A 26,174-nucleotide genomic window follows, 5' to 3' on the forward strand; every position below is an offset into this window, starting at 1 on the left:
TGGTGGGGTGTCCACCCTGCCTGTTGAGGAGTCCGGTGAGGCTCCACTGCGGCGTCAGCCCACCCAGCGGCGGAGCGCACGGCGTGTCGAGAGGATGCTCGACGCCTGCGCCGACCTGCTGGACGAGATCGGTTACGAGGCGCTGACCACCACGCGGATCGCCGAGCGCGCGGGTGTCGCGATCGGTTCGGTCTACCAGTTCTTCCCGGACAAACGCGCCATCGCCCAGGCCGTGACCCGGCGTCACGTGGAGCGTTTCATCTCCCGGATCGGCATGCGTTTCCTCTCGGAGGACTACGGCGGCTGGTGGGAGGCGGTCGACGCGATCATCGACGAGTACGTGGAGATGCACCGGACCGTGCCCGGATTCCGGTCCCTGCACTTCGGCGACGTGGTCGATCTCAACCTGCTCGACGCGGTCTCCGAGAACAACACGGTGATCGCCGGACGGCTGCGCGGCCTGCTGCTCCAGGAGTACGGCCTGGCCGACAGCGAGGAGCTCGACCTGGCCATCATGGTCGCGGTCGAGGCCGGGGACGCGGTGCTGAAGCTGGCCTTCCGGCACGATCCGGAGGGTGCTCCGCAGATCGTCGAGGAGGCCAAACGGCTGATCCGGGGCTACCTGAACCGGCAGTTCGCCAAGGTGTGACCCGCCGGGGCGTCCCGGGCCCTGCCCGGGGTTCCGGCGGGCGTCCCTGGTCGGCTCAGGGGGTTTCCGGTGGGCGTCGTCCCAGGCCGGTGCGAGGTTTCCCGTGGGCGTCCCGGGTCAGCCCAGGGGGTTCCCGGCGGGCGGCGAGACCGCGGGGTTCTCCGCCAGAGGCCGGGGGACCGGTCCGCCGGGCCGCTCGGCCGGCTCCGGGCCCTCCGGCCGGTACCACCTCTCGATGATCGTGCCCTGCACGGTCTCCCTGAGCGGTGAGATGACCTCCCCGGGTTCCTCGCGCCCCTTGTGCCTGCGGTCGCGATCCACCACCCGGTCCGTCCTCTCCCGGACCGTGCCCGGTCCGGAGGCGGAGACGGACGACTCAGCCGGCTCCTTCGGCTCCTCCGGCTTCTCTGAGCCGCCCGGTTTCTCCGGGGCCGACCGCGGGCGGGCGGGGAGCCCGCACGGCACCGGGAAGGGCGCGACGATCCGCCGCGTCTGCCCGTCGAGGGCCGGCTCCCGCATCCGGTCCTCCAGGGAGGCGAGGTTGCGGTAGGCCTTCTCGACGGCCTCCATCCTCGCGGAGAGGTATCCGGCGCATCCGGGAACGACCACGGCCAGCAGAGTCGCGCACGCCAGGGTGAAGCTCGCCTGCCTGGATACGCCCACCGCAGCTCCTTCCCCCGGCTCCCCACGACCTCCTCGTGACGTCCCGGCGAAATCGTGCTGCCGTTTCTCGCCTGCGGACGTGCCCTTCACATGCCCGGCTTCCTCGGAGAACACGCTGAGCGTAGTCAAGTGTGCACATGCGATTACTTAACCGATACCCGTTATTGGGCGGACGGAGCAGAGCCACGCTCGGTACTCTCGCGGTGTGGCGTATGTGACACGTGAGCACCTCGATCGACTTCTTGAGCGAGCCCTCTTGGCCGACGACCACGAAGAGCTTGCCCGGCGACTGGAGGCGCTGGTCGAGGCATATGTGTCAGGAGACATACCGCGGGCGGCGATCCTCGTGCTCGCCGCCGAGGCGTGGCGGCAGGCCGGGCAGCCCGCCCGTGCCCTCGACTGCTTCCAGCGGGCGGTGGACGACGGGACGGAGATCGGCGTCGATCCCCGGACCGGTATCGCCGACACGCTGTTCGAACTGGAGCAGCCGGGTGAGGCCCACGAGGTGATCAAGGCGATCAAGGCCGACGGCGACGTCTCCCCGGCCACCTCCCTCGCCGTGGCCGAGACCCTCGCCGCCTACGGGGAACCACGGGAGGCCCATGCCTGGGCCACCGACGGCGCCCGGGCGGCGGTCCCGGGCAGCGACGAGCACTCCGCTCTCCTGCGGGTCCGCTATCTGATCCGGGTGGACCTCGGCCTTCCGGAGGACGAGCTGGACGCGCTGCTCGACGTGTCGCACTGACGGAGGCAGGCACGGACGGCGGGCGCGCCCGGCAGACCGGGAAGATCCGGAATGGGGGAGAGCATCTCCACCCACCTCAGGCCGGGATGGCCGGGAACACCGAAGGGCAGGGCGGGAAAGCCGAGGCCCGCCGCGACACCGCCCGCGTCCGCGACGCTGATGAGGGCGGAGGCGCGGGAGAGGCCGGGCAGACCGGCGGTTCGCGCGAGCCGTTCCACGGCCGGCACCACCAGGCCGTTACCGCGGGGGACACGCTGTCCGTCGGCGGCGCCGGCGGCGGGAGCGGCCGTCAGCCAGCTCACCCCGGCCACCAGCGCCGCGGCCGCGAGCACCCCCCGCACGTTCCGCGATGCGTTCACCGCTCCCCCCGTCGCTTCCAGCGGTCAGACGACAGCTGAAGGTAACAGCGGGGCATCCGCCGGGAGCGGCTTTTACCCGCCCCTGGTCAACTCCTTGCCGGAGCGATGGAGAGGGCGTCCCTCGCGTCGTCGAGGTCCACCACGACCTCGTCACCGTCCTTGATCTCGCCGGAGAGCACCTTCTTGGCCAGCGGGTCGCCGATCGCCGACTGCACCAGCCGGCGCAGCGGGCGGGCGCCGTACAGCGGGTCGTATCCGGTCAGCGCCAGCCACTCGCGCGCCGCCGGGCACACGGTGAGGGCGAGCCGCCGGTCGGCCAGCCGCTTGGCCAGGTGCGCCACCTGGAGATCCACGATCTTGGAGAGCTCCTCGGTGCCGAGCGCGTCGAACAGGATCACGTCGTCGAGCCGGTTCAGGAACTCCGGCTTGAACCGGCCCCGCACCGCCTCCATCACCGCGTCGCGCTGGGCGTCCTTGTCCAGCTTCGGGTCCACGAGGAACTGGGAGCCCAGGTTGGAGGTGAGGATCAGAAGCGTGTTGCGGAAGTCGACGGTACGGCCCTGCCCGTCGGTGAGCCGCCCGTCGTCCAGGACCTGGAGCAGGATGTCGAAGACCTCGGGGTGGGCCTTCTCCACCTCGTCGAGCAGCACCACGGTGTACGGCCTGCGCCGCACGGCCTCGGTGAGCTGGCCGCCCTCCTCGTAGCCGACGTAGCCGGGCGGGGCGCCCACCAGGCGGGCGACGCTGTGCTTCTCGGAGTACTCGCTCATGTCGATGCGGACCATCGCCCGCTCGTCGTCGAACAGGAAGTCCGCCAGCGCTTTGGCCAGCTCGGTCTTGCCGACGCCGGTGGGGCCGAGGAACAGGAAGCTGCCGGTCGGCCGGTCGGGGTCGGAGATGCCCGCGCGGGCCCGCCGGATCGCGTCGGAGACGGCCTGGACGGCCTCGTGCTGGCCGATCAGACGCTGCCCGAGCTCCTCCTCCATGCGCAGCAGCTTGGCGGTCTCACCCTCCAGCAGACGGCCGGCCGGGATGCCGGTCCAGGCGGAGATCACCTCGGCGATGTCGTCGGCGCCGACCTCCTCCTTGACCATGGCCTCCTCGGGCTCGGCGGCGGCGCTGGCCGCGGCCAGCTCGGCCTCCAGCTTGGGCACCTCGCCGTACATCAACCGGGAGGCGGCCTCGAAGTCGCCGTCACGCTGGGCGCGCTCGGCGGCGACGCGGGCCTCGTCGAGCTGCTTCTTCAGGTCGCCGACCCGGTTGAGGCCGGCCTTCTCCCGCTCCCAGCGGGCGACCAGGGCGTTGAGCTCCTCCTGGCGGTCGGCGAGCTCCTGGCGGAGCCGCTCCAGCCGCTGGATGCTGCCCTCGTCGGTCTCCTTGGCGAGGGCGAGCTCCTCCATCCTCATCCGGTCGACGTTCCGCTGGAGCTGGTCGATCTCCACGGGACGGGAGTCGATCTCCATGCGGAGCCGGGAGGCGGCCTCGTCGACGAGGTCGATCGCCTTGTCCGGCAGGAACCGGGAGGTGATGTAGCGGTCGGAGAGCGCGGCGGCGGCGACCAGCGCGCTGTCGGAGATCTGCACCTGGTGGTGCGCCTCGTAGCGGCCCTTGAGACCGCGCAGGATCGCGATGGTGTCCTCGACGCTCGGCTCGCCCACGTACACCTGCTGGAAGCGGCGCTCCAGCGCGGGGTCCTTCTCGATGCGCTCGCGGTACTCGTCGAGGGTGGTGGCGCCGATCATCCGCAGCTCGCCCCGGGCCAGCATGGGCTTGAGCATGTTGCCCGCGTCCATCGCGCCCTCGGCCGCGCCCGCGCCGACCATGGTGTGCAGCTCATCGATGAAGGTGACGACCTGCCCCTCGCTCTCCTTGATCTCGGTGAGCACGGCCTTGAGCCGCTCCTCGAACTCACCGCGGAACTTCGCGCCCGCGACCATCGCGCTCAGGTCGAGGGAGACCAGGCGCTTGTCCCTCAGGCTGGAGGGCACGTCACCGGCGACGATCCGCTGGGCCAGGCCCTCCACGACGGCGGTCTTGCCCACGCCGGGCTCGCCGATGAGCACCGGGTTGTTCTTGGTGCGGCGGCTGAGCACCTGGATGACCCGGCGGATCTCCGAGTCACGGCCGATCACCGGGTCGAGCTTGCCGGAACGGGCCCGCTCGGTCAGGTCGACGCCGTACTTCTCCAGCGCCTTGTAGGTGTCCTCGGGGGTCGCGCTGGTCACCCGCGCGTTGCCCCGGATCTTCTCGAAAGCCTCCAGCAGCGCCTCGGGGCCGGCCCCGTGCGACTTCAGCAACTGGGCGACCGGGCCGCCGTCGGCGGCGAGCCCGACCATCAGGTGCTCGGTCGAGACGTACTCGTCCTGCAGCTGCCGGGCGCGCTGGGCCGCGGTGTTCATCGCGGTGAGCAGTTGCCGGGAGCTCGACGGCGCGCTGACCGTGGAGCCCTGCGCCTTGGGAAGGGCGGCGAGCTGCGTCTCCGCCTCGGTGCGCACCTGCTTCCAGTCGGCGCCGACGGCCTGCAGGAGAGGTACGGCGGTGCCCCCGCCCTGGGCGAGCAGCGAGGTCAGCAGGTGAGCCGGGGCGACCTCGGGATTGCCCTCGGCGGCGGCGCGCCGGATGGCGGAGGAGATCGCTTCCTGGCTCTTCTGCGTGAGCTTGTAGTCCATATATATTTGCCTCACTTCGTTCGGCGGCTCGGGGGCTGGTAACCGGCTCCTGCCGTCGTCACGTGCTCGCTTCGCTGCGCGCGTTCCTCCGTTAGTTCACCGGCGCCCCCTCGCTGTGTCTATGGCGACGCTGCGCGTCGCGGCTCGGGGGCTGGTAACCGGCTCCTGCCGTCGTCACGTGCTCGCTTCGCTGCGCGCGTTCCTCCGTTAGTTCACCGGCGCCCCCTCGCGGAACGCGCGGCCTCCGGATTCGTATGCAGTTGTCGGGCGGATGGAGACGGGCGGGCAGCGGAGGCCGTACCGGGTCAGGCGGGTGGCAGCTGGTAGCGGAGCAGGGCCCGCATCGTCGTCAGCTCGGCGCGCAGCCGGTGGACCTCCTCGCGAAGGCGCATCGTCTCGTTCTCCAGTGACAGGATCCGCTTGATGCCCGCGAGGTTGATGCCCTCCTCCTGGGAGAGCCTCTGGACCTCGCGGAGCATCACGATGTCGCGGGTGGAGTAGAGCCGCCCCCGCCCCGCCGTACGCCCGGGACTGACCAGGCCGAGCCGGTCGTACTGACGCAGGGTCTGCGGGTGCAGCCCGGAGAGCTGGGCGGCCACCGAGATCACGTAGACGGGGGTGTCGTCCGACAGATCGAAGTAGTTGGCGTCCATGGCTACTCGCTCCTGGCCTGCTGTATCAACTCGGCCCGCGGGTCACCACCCGCGGTGGCGTCCCGGAAGTCCTCCAGGGCGCCGCGTGCCTTGTCGTCGAGCCGCTGTGGCACCAGCACCTCGACCGTGGCGAGCAGGTCCCCCTTGGTGCCGTCCTTGCGGGGCACGCCGCGGCCCCGCACCCGGAAGGTGCGGCCGTTCGGGGTGCCCTCGGGGATGCGCAGGGTGACCGGCATGCCCTTGAGAATCGGTACCTTGATCTCGGCGCCGAGCGCCGCCTCGGTGAAGGTGACCGGTACGGTGATCGTCAGGTTCTCGCCGGAGCGGCCGAAGACCGCGTGCGGCTTGACGTGGATCTGGACGTACAGGTCACCCGCGGGGCCGCCGTTCTCACCGGGAGCGCCCTTGCCCTTGAGCCGGATGCGCTGGCCGTCGCCGACCCCGGCCGGGATGCGGGCCTGGATCGTGCGGGTGCTCTTGCCCCGCCCGCTCCCCTCGCACACCGGGCACGGGTCGTCCACGAGCAGGCCGCGGCCCTTGCAGTCGCGGCACGGCTCGGAGAAGGCGAAGTTCCCCAGGTTGCGGCTGGCCGCGCCGGTGCCCTCGCAGGTCGGGCAGACCCGCGGGGTGGTCCCGGCCTTGGCGCCGGTGCCGGCGCACGCCGTGCACGCCGAGGAACTGGTGAGCCGGAGCGAGACCGTGGCGCCCTCGACCGCCTCGGTGAAGGAGAGCGTGACCTCGGACTCGACGTCCTGGCCACGCCGCGCCCTGGTGGTCCCGGTGGTACGGCTCGCCCCGCCGCCCCGGTTGAACAGGCCGCCGAAGATGTCGCCGATGCGGTCTCCGGCGCCCTGCTGCCCGGTGCCGCCGAACAGGTCGCCCAGGTCGAAGGGGAATCCCCCGCGAGAGGCCCCGGGGGCTCCCGCGTAACCGCCGAGTCCCGATCCGAACAGCGTCCGCGCCTCGTCGTACTCCTTGCGGCGCTTGCCGTCGGACAGGACGTCGTAGGCCTCGGAGACCTCCTTGAACTTGGCCTCGGTCTCCGTGCTGCCCTGGTTGGCGTCCGGGTGGTACTGCCTGGCCAGCTTCCGGTACGCCTTCTTGATGTCATCGGCGGTGGCGGACTTGGGCACACCAAGGACGGCGTAGTAGTCCTTCTCCAGGTAGTCCTTGGTGCTCATCTATCTTCCTTTGCCAGGTAGTGGATCAGTTGTCGGCCGGGGTGGACTCTTCTGGCTCGGCGACCGCGACCCGGGCGGGACGCAGCACACGCTCGCCGATCCGATAACCAGACTGCAGGATTTCCACGCACGTCGGCTCGGTGACGTCGGGCGAGTAGCTGTGCATCAGGGCCTCGTGCACCATCGGGTCGAAGGGCTCGCCCTTGGTGCCGAAGGAGGTCAGACCCAGCTTCGCGAGCGCCGCCTCGAAAGACTCTCCCACCTTGGCGAAGCCGCCGGTGAGCTCCCCGTGGTCGCGTGCCCGGCCGATGTCGTCGAGGACCGGCAGCAGCTCGGCCACCGCGCCGGCCACCGCCATCTCCTTGACCACGGCTCGATCCCGCTCGACCCGCTTGCGGTAGTTGGAGTATTCCGCCTGGAGGCGCTGCAGGTCCGCCGTGCGCTCGGCGAGCTGGGCGGCCAGCTCGACCGAGGCCAGGTCGGAACCCGCGGCATCCGCAGAGTCCGCAGCCGCGGCGCCCGCGGCGGACGAGGAGCCTGCCTGCTCGGCCGCGTCGGCGGCCTCAGCCTGCTCAGCCTGCTCGGCCTCCCCGTTCCCCGTCTCCCGCGCCTTCCCCGTCTCCGGGTCGATCTTGCGGTTGTCGCGGATCACCGGCTCCTCCCCGGAGCCGTTCTCACGCGTGTTCACGCTCGTGCTCCCCTCGGCTTCCCGGGCCGTCACTTGCCTTCTTCGCGCTTCGGCTCGTCGTCCACGATCTCGGCCTCGACCACGTCCTCGTCGGCCTTCTGGCCGTCGTCGGCGGTGGTCCCGGCACCGGGAGCGCCGGCCCCCGCCTCACCGCCCGGCTGGGACTGGGCGTAGATGGCCGCGCCCATCTTCTGGCTGACCGTGGCGAGCTTCTCCGCGGCGGCGCGGATCGCGGCCGAGTCGGTGCCCTCCAGTGTCTTCTTCAGCTCGGCGAGAGAGTCGTTGACCTCGGTCTTGACGTCGTCCGGGATCTTGTCGGCGTTCTCGGAGACGAACTTCTCGGTCTGGTAGACGAGCGAGTCGGCGTTGTTGCGGGTCTCGGCCTCCTCGCGGCGCCGCTTGTCCTCCTCGGCGTAGGACTCGGCCTCGCGCATCATGCGCTCGATGTCCTCCTTCGGCAGCGCGGAGCCGCCGGTGATGGTCATCGTCTGCTCCTTGCCGGTGCCGAGGTCCTTGGCGGAGACGTTGACGATGCCGTTGGCGTCGATGTCGAAGGTGACCTCGATCTGCGGGATGCCGCGCGGAGCCGGGGCGATGCCGGTCAGCTCGAAGGTGGCCAGCTTCTTGTTGTAGGCCGCGATCTCGCGCTCACCCTGGTAGACCTGGATCTGCACCGACGGCTGGTTGTCCTCGGCCGTGGTGAAGACCTCCGACCGCTTGGTCGGGATCGTGGTGTTACGCTCAATGATCTTGGTGAAGATGCCGCCCTTGGTCTCGATGCCCAGCGAGAGCGGGGTCACGTCGAGCAGCAGGACGTCCTTGACCTCGCCCTTGAGCACACCGGCCTGCAGGGCGGCGCCGATGGCGACGACCTCGTCCGGGTTCACGCCCTTGTTGGGCTCCTTGCCGCCGGTCAGCTCCTTGACGAGCTCGGTGACGGCGGGCATGCGGGTCGAGCCGCCGACGAGCACGACGTGCGCGATGTCGGAGACCTTGATCCCGGCGTCCTTGATGACCTGGTTGAACGGGCCCTTGCAGCGCTCGAGCAGGTCGGCGGTGAGCCGCTGGAACTCGGCGCGGGTGAGCTTCTCGTCCAGGTGCAGCGGGCCCTCGGCGGAGGCCGTGATGTAGGGCAGGTTGATGTTGGTCTCGGACTGGCTGGACAGCTCGATCTTGGCCTTCTCCGCCGCCTCGCGCAGACGCTGCAGGGCCATCTTGTCCTTGGACAGGTCCACGCCGTGGCCGTTCTGGAAGCGCTTGACCAACTCGTCCACGATGCGCTGGTCCCAGTCGTCGCCACCGAGGTGGTTGTCGCCGCTGGTGGCCTTCACCTCGACGAAGCCGTGGCCGTCCTCCTGGCCGACGTCGAGCAGGGACACGTCGAAGGTGCCGCCGCCGAGGTCGAAGACCAGGATGGTCTGGTCCTTGTCCTTGTCGAGGCCGTAGGCGAGCGCCGCCGCCGTCGGCTCGTTGATGATGCGCAGGACGTTGAGGCCCGCGATCGTGCCGGCCTCCTTGGTGGCCTGGCGCTGGGCGTCGTTGAAGTAGGCCGGAACCGTGATCACGGCGTCGGTGATCTTCTCGCCCAGGTAGGCCTCGGCGTCCTGCTTCAGCTTCTGCAGGACGAAGGCGCTGATCTGCTGGGGCGAGAACTTCTTGCCGTCGATCTCCTGGGACCAGGTGGTGCCCATCTCTCGCTTGACCGAGCGGATGGTCCGGTCGACGTTGGTGACGGCCTGCCGCTTGGCGACCTCACCGACGAGGACCTCGCCGTTCTTCGCGAAGGCGACCACGGACGGCGTGGTTCGCGACCCCTGCGCGTTGGCGATGACAGTGGGCTCGCCGCCCTCAAGAATCGAGACGACGGAGTTGGTCGTCCCCAGGTCGATACCTACCGCACGTGCCATGAGTACGTCCTTGTGGTCAAAGTTGAGTCTGCCTGACTCATAGTCGGACATCGGGTGTTGCTTGTCAAACGACTTGAGTCTATTGGGCTCAACTTAGGAGAGCGGCGTTGTGTTCCCCGAATCCCGGAAAAGATGAAACGTCCCACGAGATGTCTCGCGGGACGCTTCCGGAGGTTGGGTCGGGGCTGGGGCCGGGGTCAGCGCTTCGCGCCGTCGACGACCTTCCGTCCGGCCAGGGGCTTCTTGAGCTTGACGGTCGTCACCTTCTGAATGGCGATCTCGATGCAGACGGCGTTCTTGACCTTGCTGCTCGGGCCCTCCCAGAGGGTGACGGTCACCTTCTTGGACGTCTCCTTCACGGTCACCCGATCGAGGACGTGGCAGGGCTCCACCCCCGACCACCAGGTCACCCGCAGGTGGCGGCGGTCCTTGGACGGCTTGGCCTTCAGCCACCGGACCTTCCTGGGGGCGTCGGCGTCGCCCGTCGGCTTGGTCGGCTTCGGGCCCAGGGTGGGTTCGACCTTGGGCGGCACGGTGTGGCTCACCGGCTGGGAGGGGGTGGTCGCCGTCCCGGAGCCGCCCGAGCCGGTGGGGGATCCGGCTGCGGTCCCGGTGCCGGTCCCGGTCCCGCAGCTCAGAGTCAGAAGCAGGGCTCCCGTCAGGAGCGGGGTCGCGATCCTCATACCCCTATGACGGATCGCCGCCCGGGACGGTTCAGCGGTCGTTGACAGAGGAATGCGGCACACCTAAATTCAACATATGATGAGTTATGCGATCGCCGTACGGGACCTCCGGGTGAGGCGCGGCCGTCGAGAGGTGCTGCACGGGGTCTCCTTCGACGTCCCGCGCGGGACGGTCCTGGGACTGATCGGGCCCAGCGGGTGCGGCAAGACCACGCTGATGCGCTCGATCGTCGGGGTGCAGGTGGTCGCGGGCGGGACCGTCACGGTCCTCGGCGAGCCGGCGGGCAGCCCCCGGCTGCGCGAGAGAGTGGGCTACTCCACGCAGAGCCCCGCCGTCTACGAGGATCTGACGGTGGCCGAGAATCTGGCGTACTTCGCCTCGGTGCTCGGCGCGCCGAAGAGCGACGTCGGCAGGGTTCTCGGCGAGGTGGGGCTGGGCGGGCAGGCCCGGCAGATCACCAGGACGTTGTCGGGGGGCCAGCGCAGCCGGGCCAGTCTCGCGGTCGCCCTGCTCGGCAACCCCGAACTGCTCGTGCTGGACGAGCCCACGGTCGGCCTCGACCCGGTGCTCCGCAACGAGCTGTGGGGGCTGTTCCGCAGGCTGGCGGCCGACGGGGGCGTGACGCTCGTCGTGTCCAGCCACGTCATGGACGAGGCCGCGCGGTGCGACCGGCTGCTCCTGATGCGCGAGGGCGACATCCTCGCCGACGACTCTCCCGGCGCGCTGCGCCGCACCGGGGAGGAAGATCTGGAGGGGGCGTTCCTGCGGCTCATCGCGGAACGCGACGAGGCGGGAACGGCGGGACGGTCATGAGCCCCTCGATCACTCTCGCCACGGCGGGTCGCATCCTCACCCAGCTCCGGCACGACCGGCGCACCGTCGGGATGATGGCCCTGGTGCCGACGCTGGTGATGGTCCTGCTGTACTACGTGATCGGCGACCGGCGGTCGTTCGACGCCTGGACGCCGGTCCTGCTGTGCGTCTTCCCCTTCCTGGTGATGTTCCTGGTCACTTCGATCGCCACGCTGCGCGAGCGGACCTCGGGCACCCTGGAACGGCTCATGGCCTCGCCGCTGGGCAGGCTGGACCTGCTGCTGGGGTACGGCCTGGCGTTCGGCCTGATGGCGGCGGTCCAGGTCACGCTGGTGCTGGCGGTCTCGTTGACCTGGCTCGGATTCGATCTCAGCGCGCCGGTCTGGCCGCTGGTCGTCGTGGCGCTCGGCAACGCCCTGCTGGGCACCGCCCTCGGCCTGCTGTGCAGCGCCTTCGCCCGGACCGAGTTCCAGGCGGTGCAGTTCATGCCGGTCGTCGTGCTCCCGCAGCTCCTGCTCGGCGGGATCCTGGTGCCGCGCGACCAGATGGCGGCGGTGCTGGAGTGGATCTCCAACGTGCTCCCGATGTCCTATGCGATCGAGGCCATGAAGCTGGCGGCGGTGGCCGGAGCCGAGGGCGACTTCTGGCGGGACGTGGCCGTGGTGGCGGGCGCGGCCGTCCTGGCCCTGCTCCTCGGCGCCGCGACCCTGCGCAGGAGGACCCCTTAGGCTGGGCATCCTCCGTCATTCCTAGACAAGGTGCATGCATATGATCGCGATTCTCGGGACCGGCAAGATGGGTGAGGCGCTGCTGTCCGGGCTGCTGCGGGCCGGGTTCAAGCCGGGTGACGTGATCGCGACCGCGCGCCGCGCCGAGCGGGCCGAGGCGCTGCAAGAGCGGTACGGCGTGCGGGTGACGTCCAACGCCGAGGCCGCCAAGAGCGCTGAGACGATCATTCTCACGGTGAAGCCGCAGGACATGGCCTCCCTGCTGTCCGAGATCGCGCCCCATGTCCCCGAGGACCGCCTGGTGATCTCCGCGGCGGCGGGCATCACGACCTCCTTCGTGGAGTCGCACCTCGTCGGGGAGGTCCCGGTGGTGCGGGTGATGTCCAACACGCCGGTGCTGGTGGACGAGGCGATGAGCGTGATCTCGGCGGGCTCCCACGCCGCGGAGGAGCACCTGAAGCACACCGAGGACCTGCTGAAGCCGGTCGGCAAGGTGCTGCGCATCCCCGAGTCCCAGCAGGACGCCGCCACCGCGCTGTCCGGCAGCGGCCCGGCCTACTTCTTCTACCTCGTCGAGGCCATGGTGGACGCGGGCATCCTGCTCGGCATGCCGCGCGCGGCCGCGCTCGACATGGTCACCCAGTCGATCGTCGGCGCCGCCATCATGCTCCGCGACTCCGGGGAGCACCCGGTCATCCTCCGCGAGGCCGTCACCTCGCCGGGCGGCACCACCATCGCGGCCATCGCCGAGCTGGAGCGGCACAGCGTGCGCGCCGCCTTCCTGGCCGCCATCGAGGCCGCCCGGGACCGGGGCCGCCAGCTCGCCGCGGGCTGAGCCGGCACCCGGCTTCGGGCCGGGTCCGTACCCGGGCGAGGGCCGGAATCAATTATTAGGATACTTTCCTGATATAAGGCATCATCTCCGTCGGAGCACGACGGAGATGGGGAGAACGTGCCGCAGGACGCACACATCAAGGAGCGGGGGCAGGCGGGACCCGCGGTCTGGTCGCGGAACTTCACCCTCTTCTTCACCGCGCGGTCCGTCTCGATGCTCGGCGCCTCGATGATCCCGCTGGCGACCGCGCTCGGGGTGAGCAACCTGGGGTACGGCGCGACCGGCGTCGGGCTCGCGCTGGCCGCGTGGATGGGCCCGTTCGCGGTGCTCATCCTCTTCGGCGGGGTCTTCGCCGACAAGTTCACGCCGCGCCGCATGATGATCGGCGCCGATCTGGTCCGGACCGTCACCCAGGGTGGTCTCGCCGCGCTGTACGCCTTCACCCACCCGCCGCTCTGGCAGATCCTGGCGCTGTCGGCCGTCTCGGGCGTGGCCGCGGCCATGTACCAGCCGGGCGTCTCCAGCACCGTCCCCCGCGTGGCCCGGGACGTGCAGCGGGGCAACGCCAGCCTGCGCGTCTCCGAGGCGATCATGATGCTGGCCGGCCCGGCGGTCGCCGGCGGCATCATCACCCTCTCCGGCGTCGGGACGGTGTTCGCGATCGAGGCCGTGGGCTTCGCGATCAGCGCCGTCTGCCTGCTCGCGCTCCGGCTGCCGCCGCTCCCGGCCGGGGAGGACGTCGCCGAGGAGTCCATGTGGCGGAACCTGCGGGGCGGCTGGCACGAGTTCCGCTCCCGGACCTGGATGTGGAGCGTGATCCTCATCTGGGTCGTCTTCGGGATCACCCTGTTCGGGCCGATGATCCCGCTCGGCTCCGTGCTCGTCAGCGAGGCCCTCGGCGACGCGGCCTACGGCCTCGTCATGTCCGCCTCCGGGGCGGGCACCATCGTCGGCGGCCTGGTCGCGATGCGGCTCCGGCCCGCCCGGCCGCTGATGGCGGGGGCGATCGGCCTGTTCGGTTTCACGCTGGAGCCGCTGTCGATCGCCACCGCGATGCCGCTGGAGTTCATCATGGCCGCCCACGTGATCGGCGGCACGGGGTGGGCGTTCTGGTCGGTCATGTGGGCCACCAGCATCCAGACCCACGTGCCGCAGGAGGCGCTCAACCGGGTCACCGCCTACGAGGTCGGCGGCTCGACCGTCGCCATCCCGATCGGCCAGGCCCTCGCCGGCCCGCTGTCCGGGTGGCTGGGGGCCCAGGAGGTCCTCCTCCTCTCCTCGGCCGTGGCGGTGGGCGGGTGCACCTGCCTGCTGCTGATCCCCGCGGTCCGGGGACTGCGCAGGATCACTCTCGGAGCGGACCCGCACGTCTGACCTCGCGCCGGTCCGGACTCCCGTACCGTCCGTACCTTCCGTATCGGCACGAATCCCGGCAGGAGGATCACCACCCTCATACGATGAGCCATGTGACCATCCGTCGCGGAATCCCCCCGCTGGTCCTCGTTCTCCTGCTCACGGCCTGCACCGGAGAGGAACCCTCCCCGGTACGGCTCGACACGGTGAAGCGCGCCCCGGTCACCGAGATCGTCGAGGCCCCCGCCACGGTGGTCGCCCGCGCCACGGCCGTGCTGCGCTCACCGGCCCAGGGCACGGTCCGGAAGCTGTACGTCCAGGACGGCCAGCGGGTAGAGAAGGGGCAGCTCCTCGCGAAGATCGACTCCCCGCAGGCCGAGGACCAGCTGAAGCAGGCGCGCGCGGCGCAGCGGGCGGCCTCGCGGAGCCCGCGGGGCGGGGCGCCGTCCCGGCTGGGCGGCGGTCCTCCCGGCTTCCGGCTCGCCTCCGGGTTCACCGCGAAGACCGACCCGCGTGTACGGCGCGGCTTCGCCAAGGCCCGCGCGGCGGCCCGCGAGGTCGAGGACCGTGAGGTCCGCAAACAGCTGCTCGCCACCCTGGACGCCGCCGAGGCCCAGCACCGGGCCCACCAGGAGGCGCTGGCGAAGGCCGCCCGCGGGCTCACCGAGTCGCTCAACCGCTCCCTCAGCCTGGCGCTCGGCCAGATCACCAGTCAGGTGAGCGCCGGGCTCGGCGGCCTGAGCACCTCCATGGCCTCCCTCCAGGAGGCCTCCCGGTCCCAGGCGAAGGCCGCGGTCTCGGTCGCCGCCAGGACCGTGAGGGGGCTGACGGTCAAGGCCCCGTTCGACGGGGTGGTCACCCTCGGCCGCGCCTCCGCCGGCGGCGCGCCCGACCTGAGCGCCCTGCTCCCGCAGGGGCTGGCCGCGGCCGTACCGCCGCCCGCGTCCGGCGTGCCCGCTTCCTCCGGCTCCGGCACCCCGGTCGCCACCGGCGTGCCCGTCTCGGCAGGGGACACGATCGTCACCGTCACCGACGTCTCCGAGCTGGCCCTCTCGGCGGACGTGGACGAGACGGACGTGCTGCTGGTCGAACCGGGGGTCGAGGCCGAGGCGGAGTTCGACGCCGTGCCCGGTGGCGTCTACGCGGCCGAGGTCACCGGGGTCGGGGTCACGCCGATGGAGGGCACGACCGGCGGCGCCAGCTACCCGGTCCGGCTCTCCCTCGGCCGCGGGACCTTCGACGACGGCGGCAGGGCCCCCGTCCCCAGACCGGGGATGAGCGCGGTCGCCCGCCTGACGGTCCGCGAGTCCCCCGACGCGCTCGCCGTACCGTCCTCCGCGATCGTCACCAGCGGCCGTGACAGCGTCGTCTGGGCGGTCCGCGGCGGCAGGGCCGAGCGCCGGGTGGTCAGGCTCGGCGCGCAGGGCGAGTCCACGGTCGAGATCCTGTCGGGCCTGGCCCTCGGCGAACGGATCGTCGTACGCGGCGCCGACACCGTACGGCAGGGCCAGCCCCTCCCATGACCTCCGCGGCGTTCGAGGCGGTCGGGCTGACCCGGTCCTACCAGTCAGAGGGCGTGTCGGTGGACGCGCTGCGCGGGGTGGACCTGCGGATCGAGCCGGGGGAGTTCGTGGCGATCGTGGGGCCGTCGGGGTCGGGGAAGTCCACGCTGATGCACCTGCTCGGCTGCCTGGACCGGCCCACCTCGGGGATCCTCCGGGTCGACGGCGTGGACGTCTCCACGCTCTCCGACACCCACCTGGCCGAGCTGCGCAACCGGGCCGTCGGGTTCGTCTTCCAGTCGTTCCACCTGCTCGCCCGGACCGCCGCTCTGGACAACGTGGCACTCCCGCTGGTCTACCGGGGGCTGCCCAGGGCCGAGCGGCGCAGGCGGGCGCGCGAGGCGCTGGAGTCGGTGGGACTCGGGCACCGGATCGGCCACCGTCCCTCGCAGATGTCCGGCGGCGAACAGCAGCGCGTGGCCATCGCGCGGGCCCTGGTCGGCGACCCCCGGGTCGTCCTGGCCGACGAGCCGACCGGGAACCTGGACACCCGCAACGGCGCGGAGGTGATGGCCATCCTCGACCGGCTCAACGCCGAGCGCGGGGTCGGCGTCGTCCTGGTCACCCACGACTCCGAGGTGGCCGCCCGCGCCCGCCGTCAGATCCACGTCCGTGACGGGCTGATCGAGCACGACTCCGGTACGGCGGGCAGTTCCGGAAGAGCCGGGGAAGCCGGAGCCGGAGAGGGCCGGGAGCCCGGGGAGGGCGGCGCGGGCCGCACCGGGCCGGTGGAGGCGGGATGAGGGCGGCGGAGGCGGGATGAGGGCGGCGGAGGCGTTCCGGATGGCGCTGGAGGCGCTGCGGGCCAACCGCCTGCGCAGCGCCCTCACCATGCTCGGAGTGATCATCGGGGTCTCGGCCGTGGTGGTCCTCGTCGCGGTGGGCACCGGCGCCAAGAACGCGGTGGAGAGCGAGATCGCCGGGCTCGGAAGCAACATCATCCTGGTCGTCCCCGGCCGGCTCGGCGTCGGCGCGCTGCCCACCCAGAGCCGCCTGGACCTCGCCGACGTGGCCTACGTGCGCCGGGTGGTCGGCGACCCCGCCAGGGTCACGGTCTCCGTCAACTCGGGGGAGACGGTCCGGGTCGGCCGGAGCGAGGCGTTCGTCACGGTCGTCGGAACCGACGAGAACCTGCCCAACATCTTCGACCGGCCGCTGCGCCGCGGACGGTACCTGAGCGAGACCGACGTGGACACCCGCCGCAGAGTGGCGGTCCTCGGCTCGGAGGTGGCCGAGACGCTGTTCGGGGACGTCGATCCGCTCGGCAGGCAGCTGACGGTCTCCGGGGCCAGGTTCCGGGTCGTGGGCGTCTACGAGCCGGTCGGGGCGACCTTCGGGGTGGCCCGCGACCAGGAGATCCACGTCCCCGTCACCACGGCCCAGCGCCTGCTCGGCGTCACCCGGATCAACGGGATCGCGATCGGCGCGTCCGGTCCCGACCAGATCGAGCCGCTCCAGCGGCGGGTGGTGGACGCGCTCACCGAGCGGTATCCGGGGGAACGTTTCTCCGCCGTCACGCAGACCCAGCTGCTCGGCACGATCGGCACCGTGCTCGGCATGCTCACCGGGGTGCTCGCCGCCATCGCGGGCATCTCACTGCTCGTCGGCGGGGTCGGGGTCTCCAACATCATGCTGGTCGGCGTCCGGGAGCGGACCAGGGAGATCGGCCTGCGCAAGGCCCTGGGCGCCCGGCAGCGCGACGTGCTGGCGCAGTTCCTGATCGAGGCGGTGCTGCTGACCACGATCGGCGGGGTGATCGGCATCCTGCTCGGCGTCGGCGGGGCGCTGCTCATCGCGGCGCTCTCCCCGGTCCCGGCGGCCGTCACCTGGTGGTCGGTCGCGCTGGCCTTCGGCGTCTCGGCCGCGGTCGGGGTGTTCTTCGGGGTCGCCCCGGCGCGCCGGGCGGGCCGGCTCGATCCGGTGGTCGCCCTGCGCGCCGAGTGATGCGGGACTCACGCGTCCCTGCGCCGGAGCAGTACGGCGGCCGCGGCCAGGGTGACCGCGATCCACGTGCAGTAGACCGCGAAACCGGCCCAGGGACCGAGCTGTCCCTCGGCGACCCGGGTGTAGGTGATCTGGCTGCCCGCGTTGGTGGTGAAGTACCGCTGCACGGTGTCGCCCCACTCGCCCGGCAGCAGGCTGGTCATCTGCGGCAGGACGAACACCAGGCCGATGACCGCGACGATCGCGCCGGGGGTGTGCCGGATCAGGGCGCCCAGCGCCAGGCCGAAGACACCGGTGGCGGTGATGAGCAGCGCGGCCCCGACGACCGCCCGCAGCACTCCGGGGTCGCCCAGCCGCGCCGCCTTGTCGCCGAGCACGGCCTGCCCGCCGAAGAACGAGGCGAACGACGCCGCCAGCGACACGGCGAACGCCACCGCCGCCACGACCGCCGTCTTGGCGGCGAGCATCCGCAGACGGCCGGGGACCGCGAGCAGGGTGGTGCGGATCATGCCGGTGCGGTACTCGCCGCCGACGGCCAGGACGCCGAGCGTGGCCACGGCCAGCGAGGCGAACGCGGAACCGGACAGGCTGATCATGGTGGAGTCGCCGAGTCCGGCGTTCTCCCCCAGGCTCGCGGTGGAGGCGGCGACCAGCAGCCCGAAGCCGACCATCAGCACCACGGCCACGAGCAGGGTCCACACGGTGGACCGTACCGACCGGATCTTGGTCCATTCGGAGCGCAGCACGTCGGTCATGACGTCACCCCCGCGTACTCGGTACTCGACTGGGTCAGTTCCATGTAGGCCGCCTCCAGGGACGGCGCGACCTCGGCCAGCTCGTGCAGCGCGAGCCCGGCTCCCGCCGCGGCCTCGCCCACGGCGGCGGCGGTCATGCCGGTCACCCGGAGGTGGTCGCCGTGCAGGGTCACCGCGGCCGTTCCGTCACCGGCTCTGCCGCTGACCGCCCCGTCGAGCAGCCGGGCGAGGTCGGGCAGCCGGGGCGAGCGCACCCGGACGTAGCCCTGGGAGCTGCGGCTGATGAACTCCCTCGTGCCCGTGTCGGCGATGAGCCTGCCTCTGCCGATGACGATCAGGTGGTCGGCGGTCTGGGCCATCTCGCTCATCAGGTGGCTGGAGACGAAGACCGTACGGCCCTCGGCGGCGAGGTTCCGCATCAGGGTGCGGATCCACAGGATGCCCTCCGGGTCGAGCCCGTTGACCGGCTCGTCGAACAGCAGGATCTCCGGGTCACCGAGCAGCGCCGCGGCGATGCCCAGCCGCTGCGACATGCCGAGCGAGAAACCGCCGACGCGCCGGCGCGCGACCTCGGTCAGCCCGGTGAGGGCGAGCACCTCGTTCACCCGCGAGGACGGGATGCCGTTGCTCTGGGCGAGGCAGAGCAGGTGGTCGCGGGCCGTGCGCCCGCCGTGCACCGCCTTGGCGTCCAGCAGCGCGCCGACCTTGCGCAGCGGGTGCTTGAGCCGCCCGTACGGCGTGCCGTCGATGAGGACCGATCCCTCGGTCGGGTGGTCGAGCCCGAGCATCATGCGCATGGTGGTCGACTTGCCCGCGCCGTTGGGCCCGAGGAAGCCGGTCACGTGGCCGCCGCGCACCTCGAAGGAGAGCCCGTCCACGGCGACGGTGGAGCCGTACCGTTTGGTGAGTCGCCTTGCATCGATCATGCTTCCAGCCTCGCCGCCGCCCCGCCGCCAATCATCGGCCCGGGGAACGGTCTGCGACCTGGGAGCGGAGTACGGCGCCCGCCCCCGCATAGGACCGTGCTCCCACCCCGGCATCTGGTCCGCTGTTGACCGGACAACCCTCAGCCTTTCACGTACTCTAAGTACTTGACGTACTTATCATTGGGATGACCGGGAAGACCGGAGGAGCCGTGGCGTCTCTGCACTATGAGAGCTATACGGAGGCGCGGACGCATCTGAAGCGCCTTCTGGACGCGGCAGCACGCGGCTGGACCGCCACCGTCCGGCGGGACAAGACTCGAGCGGCTGTGGTCGACGCGGAGCGGCTGCGGGTCTTCCTGGCAGCCGTGACGCCGTCCCGCGCCGAAGCGGTGGCCGAGGGCGGCGGGTGGTCGGTGTTCATTCCCGGTCTGCCCGTGGCGGCCGACGGCGCCACCTTCGAGGAGGCGATCGACGACATGGTGGGAGCCCTCCGTGAGTACGCGGAAGACTGGCAGGACCACCTCCTCGACGCCCCCAACCATCGGGAGAACTGGGGTCTGGTCCAGCTGATCGAGCTGAGCGACGATGAGCAACTCCGCCGCTGGCTGACCGGGCAGACACCATGATGTCGTGGCCTCAGGCAACGAGAGAGGAACACGAACGGTTCTGCCTGATGGAGGGGTGGAGCCGGGTCCGTGACGCCCGCGGACGGTCAGGAACCCACCACATCACGTACGAGCTCCGGCTCCCGGACGGTCGCATCTTGCGGACCAGGATCTCCCACCCGCCGGACCGGATCTCGTACGGCCGCAGCATCTGGGCTCACATTCTCCGCGACCAGCTCGACGTCACGGAAGAGGAGTTCTGGAAGTGCGTGAAGGAGGGTGAGAAGCCCGATCGGGGAGTTCCCCCCGTCCCGGTCGAATCGCTCCCCGCCGACCTCGTCCACCTGCTCATCACCAAAGTCGGACTCCCGGAGGCGGAGATCGCTCAAATGACCAGGGAGGTCGCCATCGCCCGGCTGCAGCGCTTCTGGACTGGTGGCGAACAACCTTGACCGGATGCGGGGACGGGATCCCTCACGACCCGGGGCGGACCAGGCCCGCCTCGTAGGCGACGATCACGGCCTGGGCTCGGTCGCGGGCACCGATCTTGGCGAAGAGGCTGGTGACGTGGTTCTTCACGGTGGACGGCGCGACGGCGATCCGCTCGGCGATCTCGCCGTTGGAGTGTCCCCGGGCGATGAGCACGAGCACCTCGCGCTCGCGGTCGGTGAGGGAGCCGAGCTCGCCGGGGACGGGGCCCGGGTGTGGGCGGTCGGCCCGGACGAACGTGCCGATGAGACGGGTGAGCAGCCGGGGCGCCACGGCGGACTCGCCCCGGTGCACGATCCTGACGCCCTCCACGAGTTCCTCGGGCGAGATGTCCTTGGGCAGGAAGCCCGAGGCGCCGGCGCGGAGCATCGCCACCACGTACTCGTCCAGGTCGAACGTGCTCAATCCCAGTACCCGCACCCCGGGGAGGGCGCCCGCGATCTCCTGGGTGGCGGCGACGCCGTCCACGCCGGGCATGTGCACGTCCATCAGCACCACGTCGGGCCGCAGGTCGTGGCTGAGCCGTACGGCCTCCGTCCCCTCCGCGGCCTCGCCGACGACGGACATGTCGGGCTGGGCGTCGAGGATCATGCGGAACCCGGTGCGCACCACGGCGTGGTCGTCGACCAGCAGAACCTTGATCACCGTCTCGTCTCCGGCGACTGCCCGCTCTCCGGTCACGTGCCCTCCCTCGACGATCACGCACTCTACTTCGAGGACGCCGCATCCTTCGAGGGCGCCGGGTCCCGGGCCGCCGGGACCGGGATCCAGGCGTGGACCCGGAAGCCCCCGGTGGGACGCGGACCGGTCTGCAGCCGCCCCCCGCACAGCGCGACCCGCTCGGCCATGCCGCCCAGCCCGAAGCCGGACCCGGCCTGCGCCGTACCGCCCCGGCGGCCGAGCCCGTCGTCGAGGACCTCCACCTCGACGGCGCCGGGCAGGTAGGCGAGGCGGACGCTCACCCGGGCGCCGTCGGCGTGCTTGCGCGTGTTGGTCAGGGACTCCTGGACGATCCGGTAGACGGCGTGGTCCACCGCCGCGGGCAGCGGGACGGCCTCTCCCGTCACCTCCAGCCCGACCGGCGGCCCCGCGCCGTCCACCCGCGCGACCAGGTCCGGCAGGGCCTCCGCCCCGACTCCCGCGTGGTTGTCCGGCTCGTCCCCGTCCTCGGCGCGGAGCACGTGCAGGAGCTGCCGCATCTCCGCCATCGCCTCGCGGGCCGTGCGCTCGGCGGTGACGAGGGCCTCCTGGGCGCGCCGGGGGTCGGTCGCCATGGTCGTACGGCCGGCGCCGACCATCACGTTGATCACGCTGATGTGGTGGGCCACGACGTCGTGCAGCTCGCGGGCGATGCGGCGGCGCTCGGCGCGGACCGCGGCCTCGGCCGCCTGCTCCCGCCTGCGTTCCCCCAGCTCGCTCCTGAGCCGGAGGAACTGCCCCAGACCGACGACCAGGAAGGGGGAGAGGACCGGGACGGAGACGTTGCCCGGCATCTCCCCGGACTGCAGCTGGTAGACGGCCATGTAACTGAGCGAGGTGGCCGCGGCGATGATCCATACCGTCCTGCCCGCCGCGTGGCGGCCCAGGCTGTAGAGCCCGATCACGCTGGGCAGGGTCGCCGGGTCTCCCAGGCGGAGGAAGGCGTGCAGCAGGTCGAGGGACAGGGTGGCGAGGGCGACCGCGACCGGGTGGTTCCGCCGCCAGATCAGCGGGACGGCGCCGGCGGCGGCGATCGCGAAGGAGATGCCTCGGTCAGGGTGGCCTACGGGGAACAGCGCCCTGACCGCCGTCACCTCGGCCACGCCCACCAGGACGGCCAGCATGCCGTCGAGCACCACGGGGCGGCTGAGGGTCCGCCAGGTTCTGCGCCGGACTCTGCGCCAGGATCTGCCGACGCCCGGAAAGCGCATGGCTCGACAGTACGGCATGTCATGATCGGGGTAGAGGAGTAGATATGGCGTGAATATGGCTGATATGTCACGAATGTGAACTCCGGTGCGTGATCACTCCGGAAGCGACGGGGCGGAAGCCGTACTGTAACGTCGCCGGAAAGAGCGAGTGAGGAGAGTGCGGATGAGCCGGTCGGTACGGGTTCTCTGGGACGACGCGCTCACCTCCTACGATTTCGGGCCGGGGCACCCGCTCGCGCCCGTCCGGGTCGAGCTGACCATGGCGCTCGCCCGGGAGCTGGGCGTGCTCGACGCGGTCGAGATGGCCGGCTGCGTGCCCGCCACCGACGACGAGCTGGCGCTGGTCCACAAACGCGACTACATCGAGGCGGTCAAGCGGGTCTCCGCGACCGGACGGCCCGACCGGGCGGCCGGGCTCGGCACCGAGGACAACCCGGCCTTCACCGGCGTGCACGAGGCGTCGGCGCTCATCGCCGGGGCCACGCTGGCCGCGGCCCGCGCGGTGTGGACGGGCGAGGCGGAGCACGCGGCGAACGTCGCCGGCGGGCTCCACCACGCCATGGCGAGCACCGCCAGCGGCTTCTGCGTCTACAACGACCCGGCGGTGGCCATCGCGTGGATGCTGGCGCAGGGCGCCACCCGGATCGCCTACGTGGACGTGGACGTGCACCACGGGGACGGCGTGCAGGCGCTGTTCTACGACGACCCCAGGGTGCTGACCATCAGCCTGCACGAGAGCCCTCGCACCCTCTTCCCGGGCACCGGTTTCCCCGAGGAGCTCGGCGCGGAGGGCACCGCGGTCAACGTGGCCCTGCCCGCCGGTTGCGGCGACAGCGGCTGGCTGAGGGCCTTCCACGCGGTGGTGCCGCCGCTGCTGCGGGAGTTCGCCCCGGAGGTCCTGGTCACCCAGCACGGCTGTGACAGCCACGCGCTCGACCCGCTGGCCAACCTGATGCTCAGCCTGGACGGCCAGCGGACCGCCTACGCCGCGCTGCACGAGCTCGCCCACGAGACCGCGGGCGGACGGTGGATCGCGACCGGCGGCGGCGGATACGAACTGGTGCAGGTGGTGCCGCGGGCCTGGACCCACCTGCTCGCCGAGGTCGCCGGGCGTCCGCTCGACCCGGCCACCGCCACCCCGCAGGAGTGGCGGGGGCTCGTCAGGGAGCGGACCGGCCAGACGCCGCCCCTGACGATGACCGACGGCAGAAAACCGGAATTCCAGGACTTCGCCGACGGTTATGATCCAGCGGACCCCATCGACCGGGCCATCCTGGCGACCAGGAAGGCCGTGTTCCCCTTCCACGGACTGGATCCACTGCCGTGACCCTCCCATCCCGTGACGAGCTCAGAGACCACCTGGTCCGGACCCGGATCGCCGGTGACGTGGCGACCAGCCGGGAGAACAACCTCGACCACTACCGGTCGCTGGCCAACCGCGACCCGCGCCACATGTTCGGCCTCTCTCTGGGAGAGGGCTGGTCCTACCGGGACATCCTGGAGCTCATGGCCAAGTCCGCGGGAGTGGTGGCCGACCCGGGGCACCGCGAGGGGCAGGACACCATCGACCCGGATCGCACGATCGACGCGACCGAGGCGATGGGCGACGTGATCGCCGGGGTGCTCCGCACGGAGAACCCGAGGATCCTCCTGGCCACCGGGCACCCCACGGGCCTGCTCGTCATCCACCTGGCGCTGGCCCGGCTGGCGCGCGAGCGGGGGGCGACGCTGCTGGGCCCGGCCGAGGACTGGACCTACTGGGGCTCGGGGTTCGGCCGCAAGCGCAAGATCCGCTATCTCGACGACGTGGCCATGCTGGACGACCGGGGAGCCTTCGTCCACACCCACGACGCGGCCCCGATGGAAGCCATGATCGCGGAGATGGGCGACGACCGCCCGGATCTGGTGATCGCCGACCACGGCTGGGCGGGAGCGGCCGGGGAGGCGGGGATCCTCACCGTGGGATTCGCCGACAGCAACGACCCGGCCCTGTTCGTCGGGGAGGCCGAGGGCAAGATCGCGGTCACCGTACCGCTTGATGACAACGTGCTTCCGAGGGATTACGCTCCGCTGATCCGATACCTGGTCGCGAGGGTCGTGAGCGGCCTCTGAGACAGGGGTGGCGGCAATCCGGGTGTCCCTATACGGGCTTTTCGCGCCTGCATTCCGCGGATCTCGTCCGCCGCTTGCCAACTTTTTGGTGATTGCGGGCGACTCTAATGGGAAAAGGTTGGTCCGTTCCAAGGTTGAGGTGAGGGGGCCGGTCCAGCCGCTGGCCAGCGAGTTTCGGTATTTCGATGACATGGGACTGCGGAGACTGAGAAACTAGGGGGTTTGCTCTCTCGGAGTCCCGCCTTACGCTGACGGCAGTAGACGTGCGTGAGCGATGGCACCAGTGGGGATAACCCGGAAACACGTGCGGAAGAGGCGTCCGATGGGTGCAGGCGAAAGACCTCTCAGTGAGGTGAAGTTCCTGACGGTGGCAGAAGTGGCCACGGTCATGAGGGTGTCCAAGATGACGGTGTACCGGCTCGTGCACTCGGGTGAGCTGCCGGCCATCCGGGTCGGCCGATCCTTCAGAGTGCCTGAACAGGCGGTGCACGACTATCTCAGGGAGGCCTACATCGAGGCAGGTTGAAGTGAGCCCTGACCGGTCTCCGGCCTGACCGGGGACCGGCGGGGCCTCGCTCTGCCGAGATGACGGCCGAGGCGACGGTCGCGGTGACGACCTGAGCGACGACCGAGGTGGCGACCGGGGTGACAGCGCGCCGGCCGCGCCGTTAACCGGAGTGCCCGGGTCCCCCGGGGGCGATCCACCGTGGATCGCCGGTAGTCTGTTGAACCGGTGTGCTACGCGCACCGGTTCGGCAATCTCTGCTACCAGCTACCTGGGGGTCCCGTGGGCTCTGTGATCAAGAAGCGCCGTAAGCGCATGGCGAAGAAGAAGCACCGCAAGCTTCTCAAGAAGACCCGCATCCAGCGGCGCAACAAGAAGTAACAACGCGGACCTGCGAGGCGTCGATGACCCATACCGTGCTCGTCACCGGGGTCTCACGCCACATCGGCGCCCGAGTGGCGAGCGTTCTCGCGGCTGACCCGGACATCGGCCGGGTCATCGGAGTGGACACGGTGCCGCCGCCCTCGCTCTCACGTGATGGCGGCGTACCTCTCGGACGGACGGAGTTCGTCCGCGTCGATCTGCGCAGCCCCGACATCGCCCAGGTGATCGCGGCCGCTGACATCGACACCGTCGTGCACATGAGCCTGGTGAGCGCTCCCCCGAGGAGCGGTGGCCGCGCGCTCATGAAGGAGCACAACGTCATCGGCACCATGCAGCTGCTGGGTGCCTGTCAGCGGTCCGCGACGGTCCGCCGCGTCGTCGTGCGCTCCACCACGGCGGTGTACGGCTCCTCGCCGCGCGACCCGGCCGTCTTCACCGAGGACGCCGAGCCCGGCGAGCCTCCCGGCCACGGCTACGCCAAGGACGCCTCCGAGGTGGAGGGCTACGTCCGCGGCTTCGCCAGACGGCGCGGGGACGTGAGCGTGACCACCCTCAGGTTCGCCAACTTCATGGGGCCGGGCGTGGACTCGCCGCTCACCCGTTACTTCTCCCAGCCGGTGCTGCCCACCGTGTTCGGCTTCGACCCGCGGCTGCAGTTCGTCCACGAGGACGACGCGGTCGAGGTGCTGCGCCGGATGGCGATGGAGGACCACCCCGGCACGTTCAACGTGGCCGGGGACGGCGTGCTGCTGCTGTCGCAGTGCCTCCGGCGGGCGGGCCTGCTCTCGCTCCCGATCCCCACTCCCGCCTTCCGCTTCCTCGGCGATCTGGCGCGGGGCGTGGGGATGGTGGACTTCTCACCCGAGCAGCTCCGGCTGATGTGCCACGGCAGGGTGGTGGACACCGCCCGCCTGGCGCAGACCCTGGGCTGGAAGCCGAAGTTCTCCACGAGCGCGGCCTTCGAGGACTTCCTGCGCTCACGGGGGATGGACGGCGGGCTCCCCGCGGCCCTGGTGGACGCGTTGTCCCATATGGTGACGAGATGAGGGTCCGTA

At 71.0% G+C, this 26,174-nt stretch carries 28 protein-coding genes; 16 read left to right on the forward strand and 12 right to left on the reverse strand.

Annotated elements, in window-relative coordinates; genetic code table 11:
- The first annotated feature begins 7 nt into the window (after nt 1–7).
- Nucleotides 8–649: a TetR/AcrR family transcriptional regulator gene (locus IEZ08_RS10770; protein ID WP_084779486.1), complete on the forward strand. Its 642-nt coding sequence runs from the start codon at nt 8–10 to the stop codon at nt 647–649.
- Between the two features lie 117 nt (nt 650–766).
- Here IEZ08_RS10770 and IEZ08_RS10775 read toward each other — a convergent pair whose 3' ends face one another.
- Nucleotides 767–1,312 (reverse strand): hypothetical protein, encoded by a 546-nt coding sequence (locus IEZ08_RS10775; protein WP_068920727.1) that lies wholly within the window; start codon nt 1,310–1,312, stop codon nt 767–769.
- 205 nt (nt 1,313–1,517) lie between these two features.
- Between IEZ08_RS10775 and IEZ08_RS10780 the strand changes: the two genes are divergently transcribed.
- The gene (locus IEZ08_RS10780; RefSeq protein WP_084779489.1) at nt 1,518–2,057 is read left to right on the forward strand and encodes a tetratricopeptide repeat protein; all 540 of its coding nucleotides are present in this window, start codon (nt 1,518–1,520) and stop codon (nt 2,055–2,057) included.
- On the opposite strand, the gene IEZ08_RS10785 is transcribed toward IEZ08_RS10780, so the two are convergent.
- From IEZ08_RS10785 to IEZ08_RS10815, 7 genes are all read right to left on the reverse strand, one after another.
- Nucleotides 1,988–2,416, reverse strand: coding sequence for a hypothetical protein (locus tag IEZ08_RS10785; protein ID WP_141703511.1), 429 nt, complete (start codon nt 2,414–2,416; stop codon nt 1,988–1,990). The two genes, IEZ08_RS10780 and IEZ08_RS10785, sit on opposite strands and share 70 nt — an antisense overlap.
- A gap of 86 nt (nt 2,417–2,502) precedes the next feature.
- Nucleotides 2,503–5,085 carry an ATP-dependent chaperone ClpB gene (gene clpB / locus IEZ08_RS10790; RefSeq protein WP_189242075.1) on the reverse strand — a complete coding sequence of 861 codons (2,583 nt, stop codon included), beginning with the start codon at nt 5,083–5,085 and terminating at the stop codon, nt 2,503–2,505.
- A 305-nt stretch (nt 5,086–5,390) separates the two neighbouring features.
- Nucleotides 5,391–5,738 (reverse strand): heat shock protein transcriptional repressor HspR, encoded by a 348-nt coding sequence (locus IEZ08_RS10795; protein ID WP_068920729.1) that lies wholly within the window; start codon nt 5,736–5,738, stop codon nt 5,391–5,393.
- Between the two features lie 2 nt (nt 5,739–5,740).
- The gene (dnaJ, locus tag IEZ08_RS10800; RefSeq protein ID WP_068920730.1) at nt 5,741–6,919 is read right to left on the reverse strand and encodes a molecular chaperone DnaJ; all 1,179 of its coding nucleotides are present in this window, start codon (nt 6,917–6,919) and stop codon (nt 5,741–5,743) included.
- A gap of 25 nt (nt 6,920–6,944) precedes the next feature.
- Nucleotides 6,945–7,607 carry a nucleotide exchange factor GrpE gene (grpE, locus tag IEZ08_RS10805; protein WP_189242076.1) on the reverse strand — a complete coding sequence of 221 codons (663 nt, stop codon included), beginning with the start codon at nt 7,605–7,607 and terminating at the stop codon, nt 6,945–6,947.
- Nucleotides 7,608–7,636: 29 nt separating this feature from the next.
- Nucleotides 7,637–9,514: a molecular chaperone DnaK gene (dnaK, locus tag IEZ08_RS10810; RefSeq protein WP_068920732.1), complete on the reverse strand. Its 1,878-nt coding sequence runs from the start codon at nt 9,512–9,514 to the stop codon at nt 7,637–7,639.
- A gap of 197 nt (nt 9,515–9,711) precedes the next feature.
- The gene (locus tag IEZ08_RS10815; RefSeq protein ID WP_189242077.1) at nt 9,712–10,197 is read right to left on the reverse strand and encodes a hypothetical protein; all 486 of its coding nucleotides are present in this window, start codon (nt 10,195–10,197) and stop codon (nt 9,712–9,714) included.
- 76 nt (nt 10,198–10,273) lie between these two features.
- Here IEZ08_RS10815 and IEZ08_RS10820 point away from each other — a divergent pair, with 76 nt between their 5' ends.
- The 7 genes from IEZ08_RS10820 to IEZ08_RS10850 all read left to right on the forward strand — a co-directional run bounded on the left by IEZ08_RS10820 (nt 10,274) and on the right by IEZ08_RS10850 (nt 17,433).
- A complete protein-coding gene (locus IEZ08_RS10820) occupies nt 10,274–11,011 on the forward strand; it encodes an ABC transporter ATP-binding protein (RefSeq protein ID WP_189242078.1) in 738 nt (245 codons plus the stop codon).
- The gene (locus IEZ08_RS10825) at nt 11,008–11,739 is read left to right on the forward strand and encodes an ABC transporter permease (protein WP_068920734.1); all 732 of its coding nucleotides are present in this window, start codon (nt 11,008–11,010) and stop codon (nt 11,737–11,739) included. The genes IEZ08_RS10820 and IEZ08_RS10825 overlap by 4 nt, the downstream gene beginning before the upstream one ends.
- Nucleotides 11,740–11,779: 40 nt before the next feature.
- Nucleotides 11,780–12,574, forward strand: coding sequence for a pyrroline-5-carboxylate reductase (proC, locus tag IEZ08_RS10830; protein WP_084779490.1), 795 nt, complete (start codon nt 11,780–11,782; stop codon nt 12,572–12,574).
- 117 nt (nt 12,575–12,691) lie between these two features.
- The gene (locus tag IEZ08_RS10835; protein WP_068920736.1) at nt 12,692–13,948 is read left to right on the forward strand and encodes an MFS transporter; all 1,257 of its coding nucleotides are present in this window, start codon (nt 12,692–12,694) and stop codon (nt 13,946–13,948) included.
- Nucleotides 13,949–14,040: 92 nt separating this feature from the next.
- Nucleotides 14,041–15,450 (forward strand): efflux RND transporter periplasmic adaptor subunit, encoded by a 1,410-nt coding sequence (locus tag IEZ08_RS10840; protein WP_176728348.1) that lies wholly within the window; start codon nt 14,041–14,043, stop codon nt 15,448–15,450.
- Complete coding sequence (locus IEZ08_RS10845; RefSeq protein ID WP_189242079.1) at nt 15,447–16,232, forward strand: ABC transporter ATP-binding protein; 786 nt, start codon at nt 15,447–15,449, stop codon at nt 16,230–16,232. The genes IEZ08_RS10840 and IEZ08_RS10845 overlap by 4 nt, the downstream gene beginning before the upstream one ends.
- A gap of 16 nt (nt 16,233–16,248) precedes the next feature.
- The gene (locus IEZ08_RS10850) at nt 16,249–17,433 is read left to right on the forward strand and encodes an ABC transporter permease (RefSeq protein ID WP_068920739.1); all 1,185 of its coding nucleotides are present in this window, start codon (nt 16,249–16,251) and stop codon (nt 17,431–17,433) included.
- Nucleotides 17,434–17,441: 8 nt separating this feature from the next.
- Here the strand turns inward: IEZ08_RS10850 and IEZ08_RS10855 are convergent, their stop codons facing one another.
- The gene (locus IEZ08_RS10855) at nt 17,442–18,188 is read right to left on the reverse strand and encodes an ABC transporter permease subunit (protein ID WP_068920740.1); all 747 of its coding nucleotides are present in this window, start codon (nt 18,186–18,188) and stop codon (nt 17,442–17,444) included.
- Nucleotides 18,185–19,114 carry an ATP-binding cassette domain-containing protein gene (locus IEZ08_RS10860; RefSeq protein WP_068920741.1) on the reverse strand — a complete coding sequence of 310 codons (930 nt, stop codon included), beginning with the start codon at nt 19,112–19,114 and terminating at the stop codon, nt 18,185–18,187. The genes IEZ08_RS10855 and IEZ08_RS10860 overlap by 4 nt, the downstream gene beginning before the upstream one ends.
- A 209-nt stretch (nt 19,115–19,323) precedes the next feature.
- Here IEZ08_RS10860 and IEZ08_RS10865 point away from each other — a divergent pair, with 209 nt between their 5' ends.
- On the forward strand, nt 19,324–19,740 hold the full coding sequence (locus IEZ08_RS10865; RefSeq protein WP_068928306.1) for a RelB antitoxin-like protein: 417 nt from the start codon (nt 19,324–19,326) through the stop codon (nt 19,738–19,740).
- A gap of 137 nt (nt 19,741–19,877) precedes the next feature.
- Nucleotides 19,878–20,171 (forward strand): hypothetical protein, encoded by a 294-nt coding sequence (locus IEZ08_RS10870; protein ID WP_229803035.1) that lies wholly within the window; start codon nt 19,878–19,880, stop codon nt 20,169–20,171.
- Between the two features lie 22 nt (nt 20,172–20,193).
- Here IEZ08_RS10870 and IEZ08_RS10875 read toward each other — a convergent pair whose 3' ends face one another.
- Nucleotides 20,194–20,910 (reverse strand): response regulator, encoded by a 717-nt coding sequence (locus tag IEZ08_RS10875; RefSeq protein WP_068920742.1) that lies wholly within the window; start codon nt 20,908–20,910, stop codon nt 20,194–20,196.
- Nucleotides 20,911–20,915: 5 nt separating this feature from the next.
- Nucleotides 20,916–22,118 (reverse strand): sensor histidine kinase, encoded by a 1,203-nt coding sequence (locus tag IEZ08_RS10880; protein ID WP_176728349.1) that lies wholly within the window; start codon nt 22,116–22,118, stop codon nt 20,916–20,918.
- A gap of 163 nt (nt 22,119–22,281) precedes the next feature.
- On the opposite strand from IEZ08_RS10880, the gene IEZ08_RS10885 reads away from it, so the two are divergent.
- The 5 genes from IEZ08_RS10885 to IEZ08_RS10905 all read left to right on the forward strand — a co-directional run bounded on the left by IEZ08_RS10885 (nt 22,282) and on the right by IEZ08_RS10905 (nt 26,165).
- On the forward strand, nt 22,282–23,445 hold the full coding sequence (locus tag IEZ08_RS10885) for an acetoin utilization protein AcuC (protein WP_068920744.1): 1,164 nt from the start codon (nt 22,282–22,284) through the stop codon (nt 23,443–23,445).
- Entirely contained in the window at nt 23,442–24,230 is a 789-nt protein-coding gene (locus IEZ08_RS10890) for a phosphatase (RefSeq protein ID WP_068920745.1), read from the forward strand. The genes IEZ08_RS10885 and IEZ08_RS10890 overlap by 4 nt, the downstream gene beginning before the upstream one ends.
- 322 nt (nt 24,231–24,552) lie before the next feature.
- Nucleotides 24,553–24,756, forward strand: coding sequence for a helix-turn-helix domain-containing protein (locus IEZ08_RS10895; protein ID WP_026214222.1), 204 nt, complete (start codon nt 24,553–24,555; stop codon nt 24,754–24,756).
- A gap of 261 nt (nt 24,757–25,017) precedes the next feature.
- Nucleotides 25,018–25,116, forward strand: a complete 99-nt coding sequence (locus IEZ08_RS10900) for a 30S ribosomal protein bS22 (RefSeq protein WP_018654693.1) — start codon at nt 25,018–25,020, stop codon at nt 25,114–25,116.
- Nucleotides 25,117–25,139: 23 nt separating this feature from the next.
- Nucleotides 25,140–26,165, forward strand: a complete 1,026-nt coding sequence (locus IEZ08_RS10905; protein ID WP_068920746.1) for an NAD-dependent epimerase/dehydratase family protein — start codon at nt 25,140–25,142, stop codon at nt 26,163–26,165.
- Nucleotides 26,166–26,174: the final 9 nt, after the last annotated feature.

It is taken from the genome of Planobispora rosea, assembly GCF_014648175.1.
Lineage (GTDB): Bacteria > Actinomycetota > Actinomycetes > Streptosporangiales > Streptosporangiaceae > Planobispora > Planobispora rosea.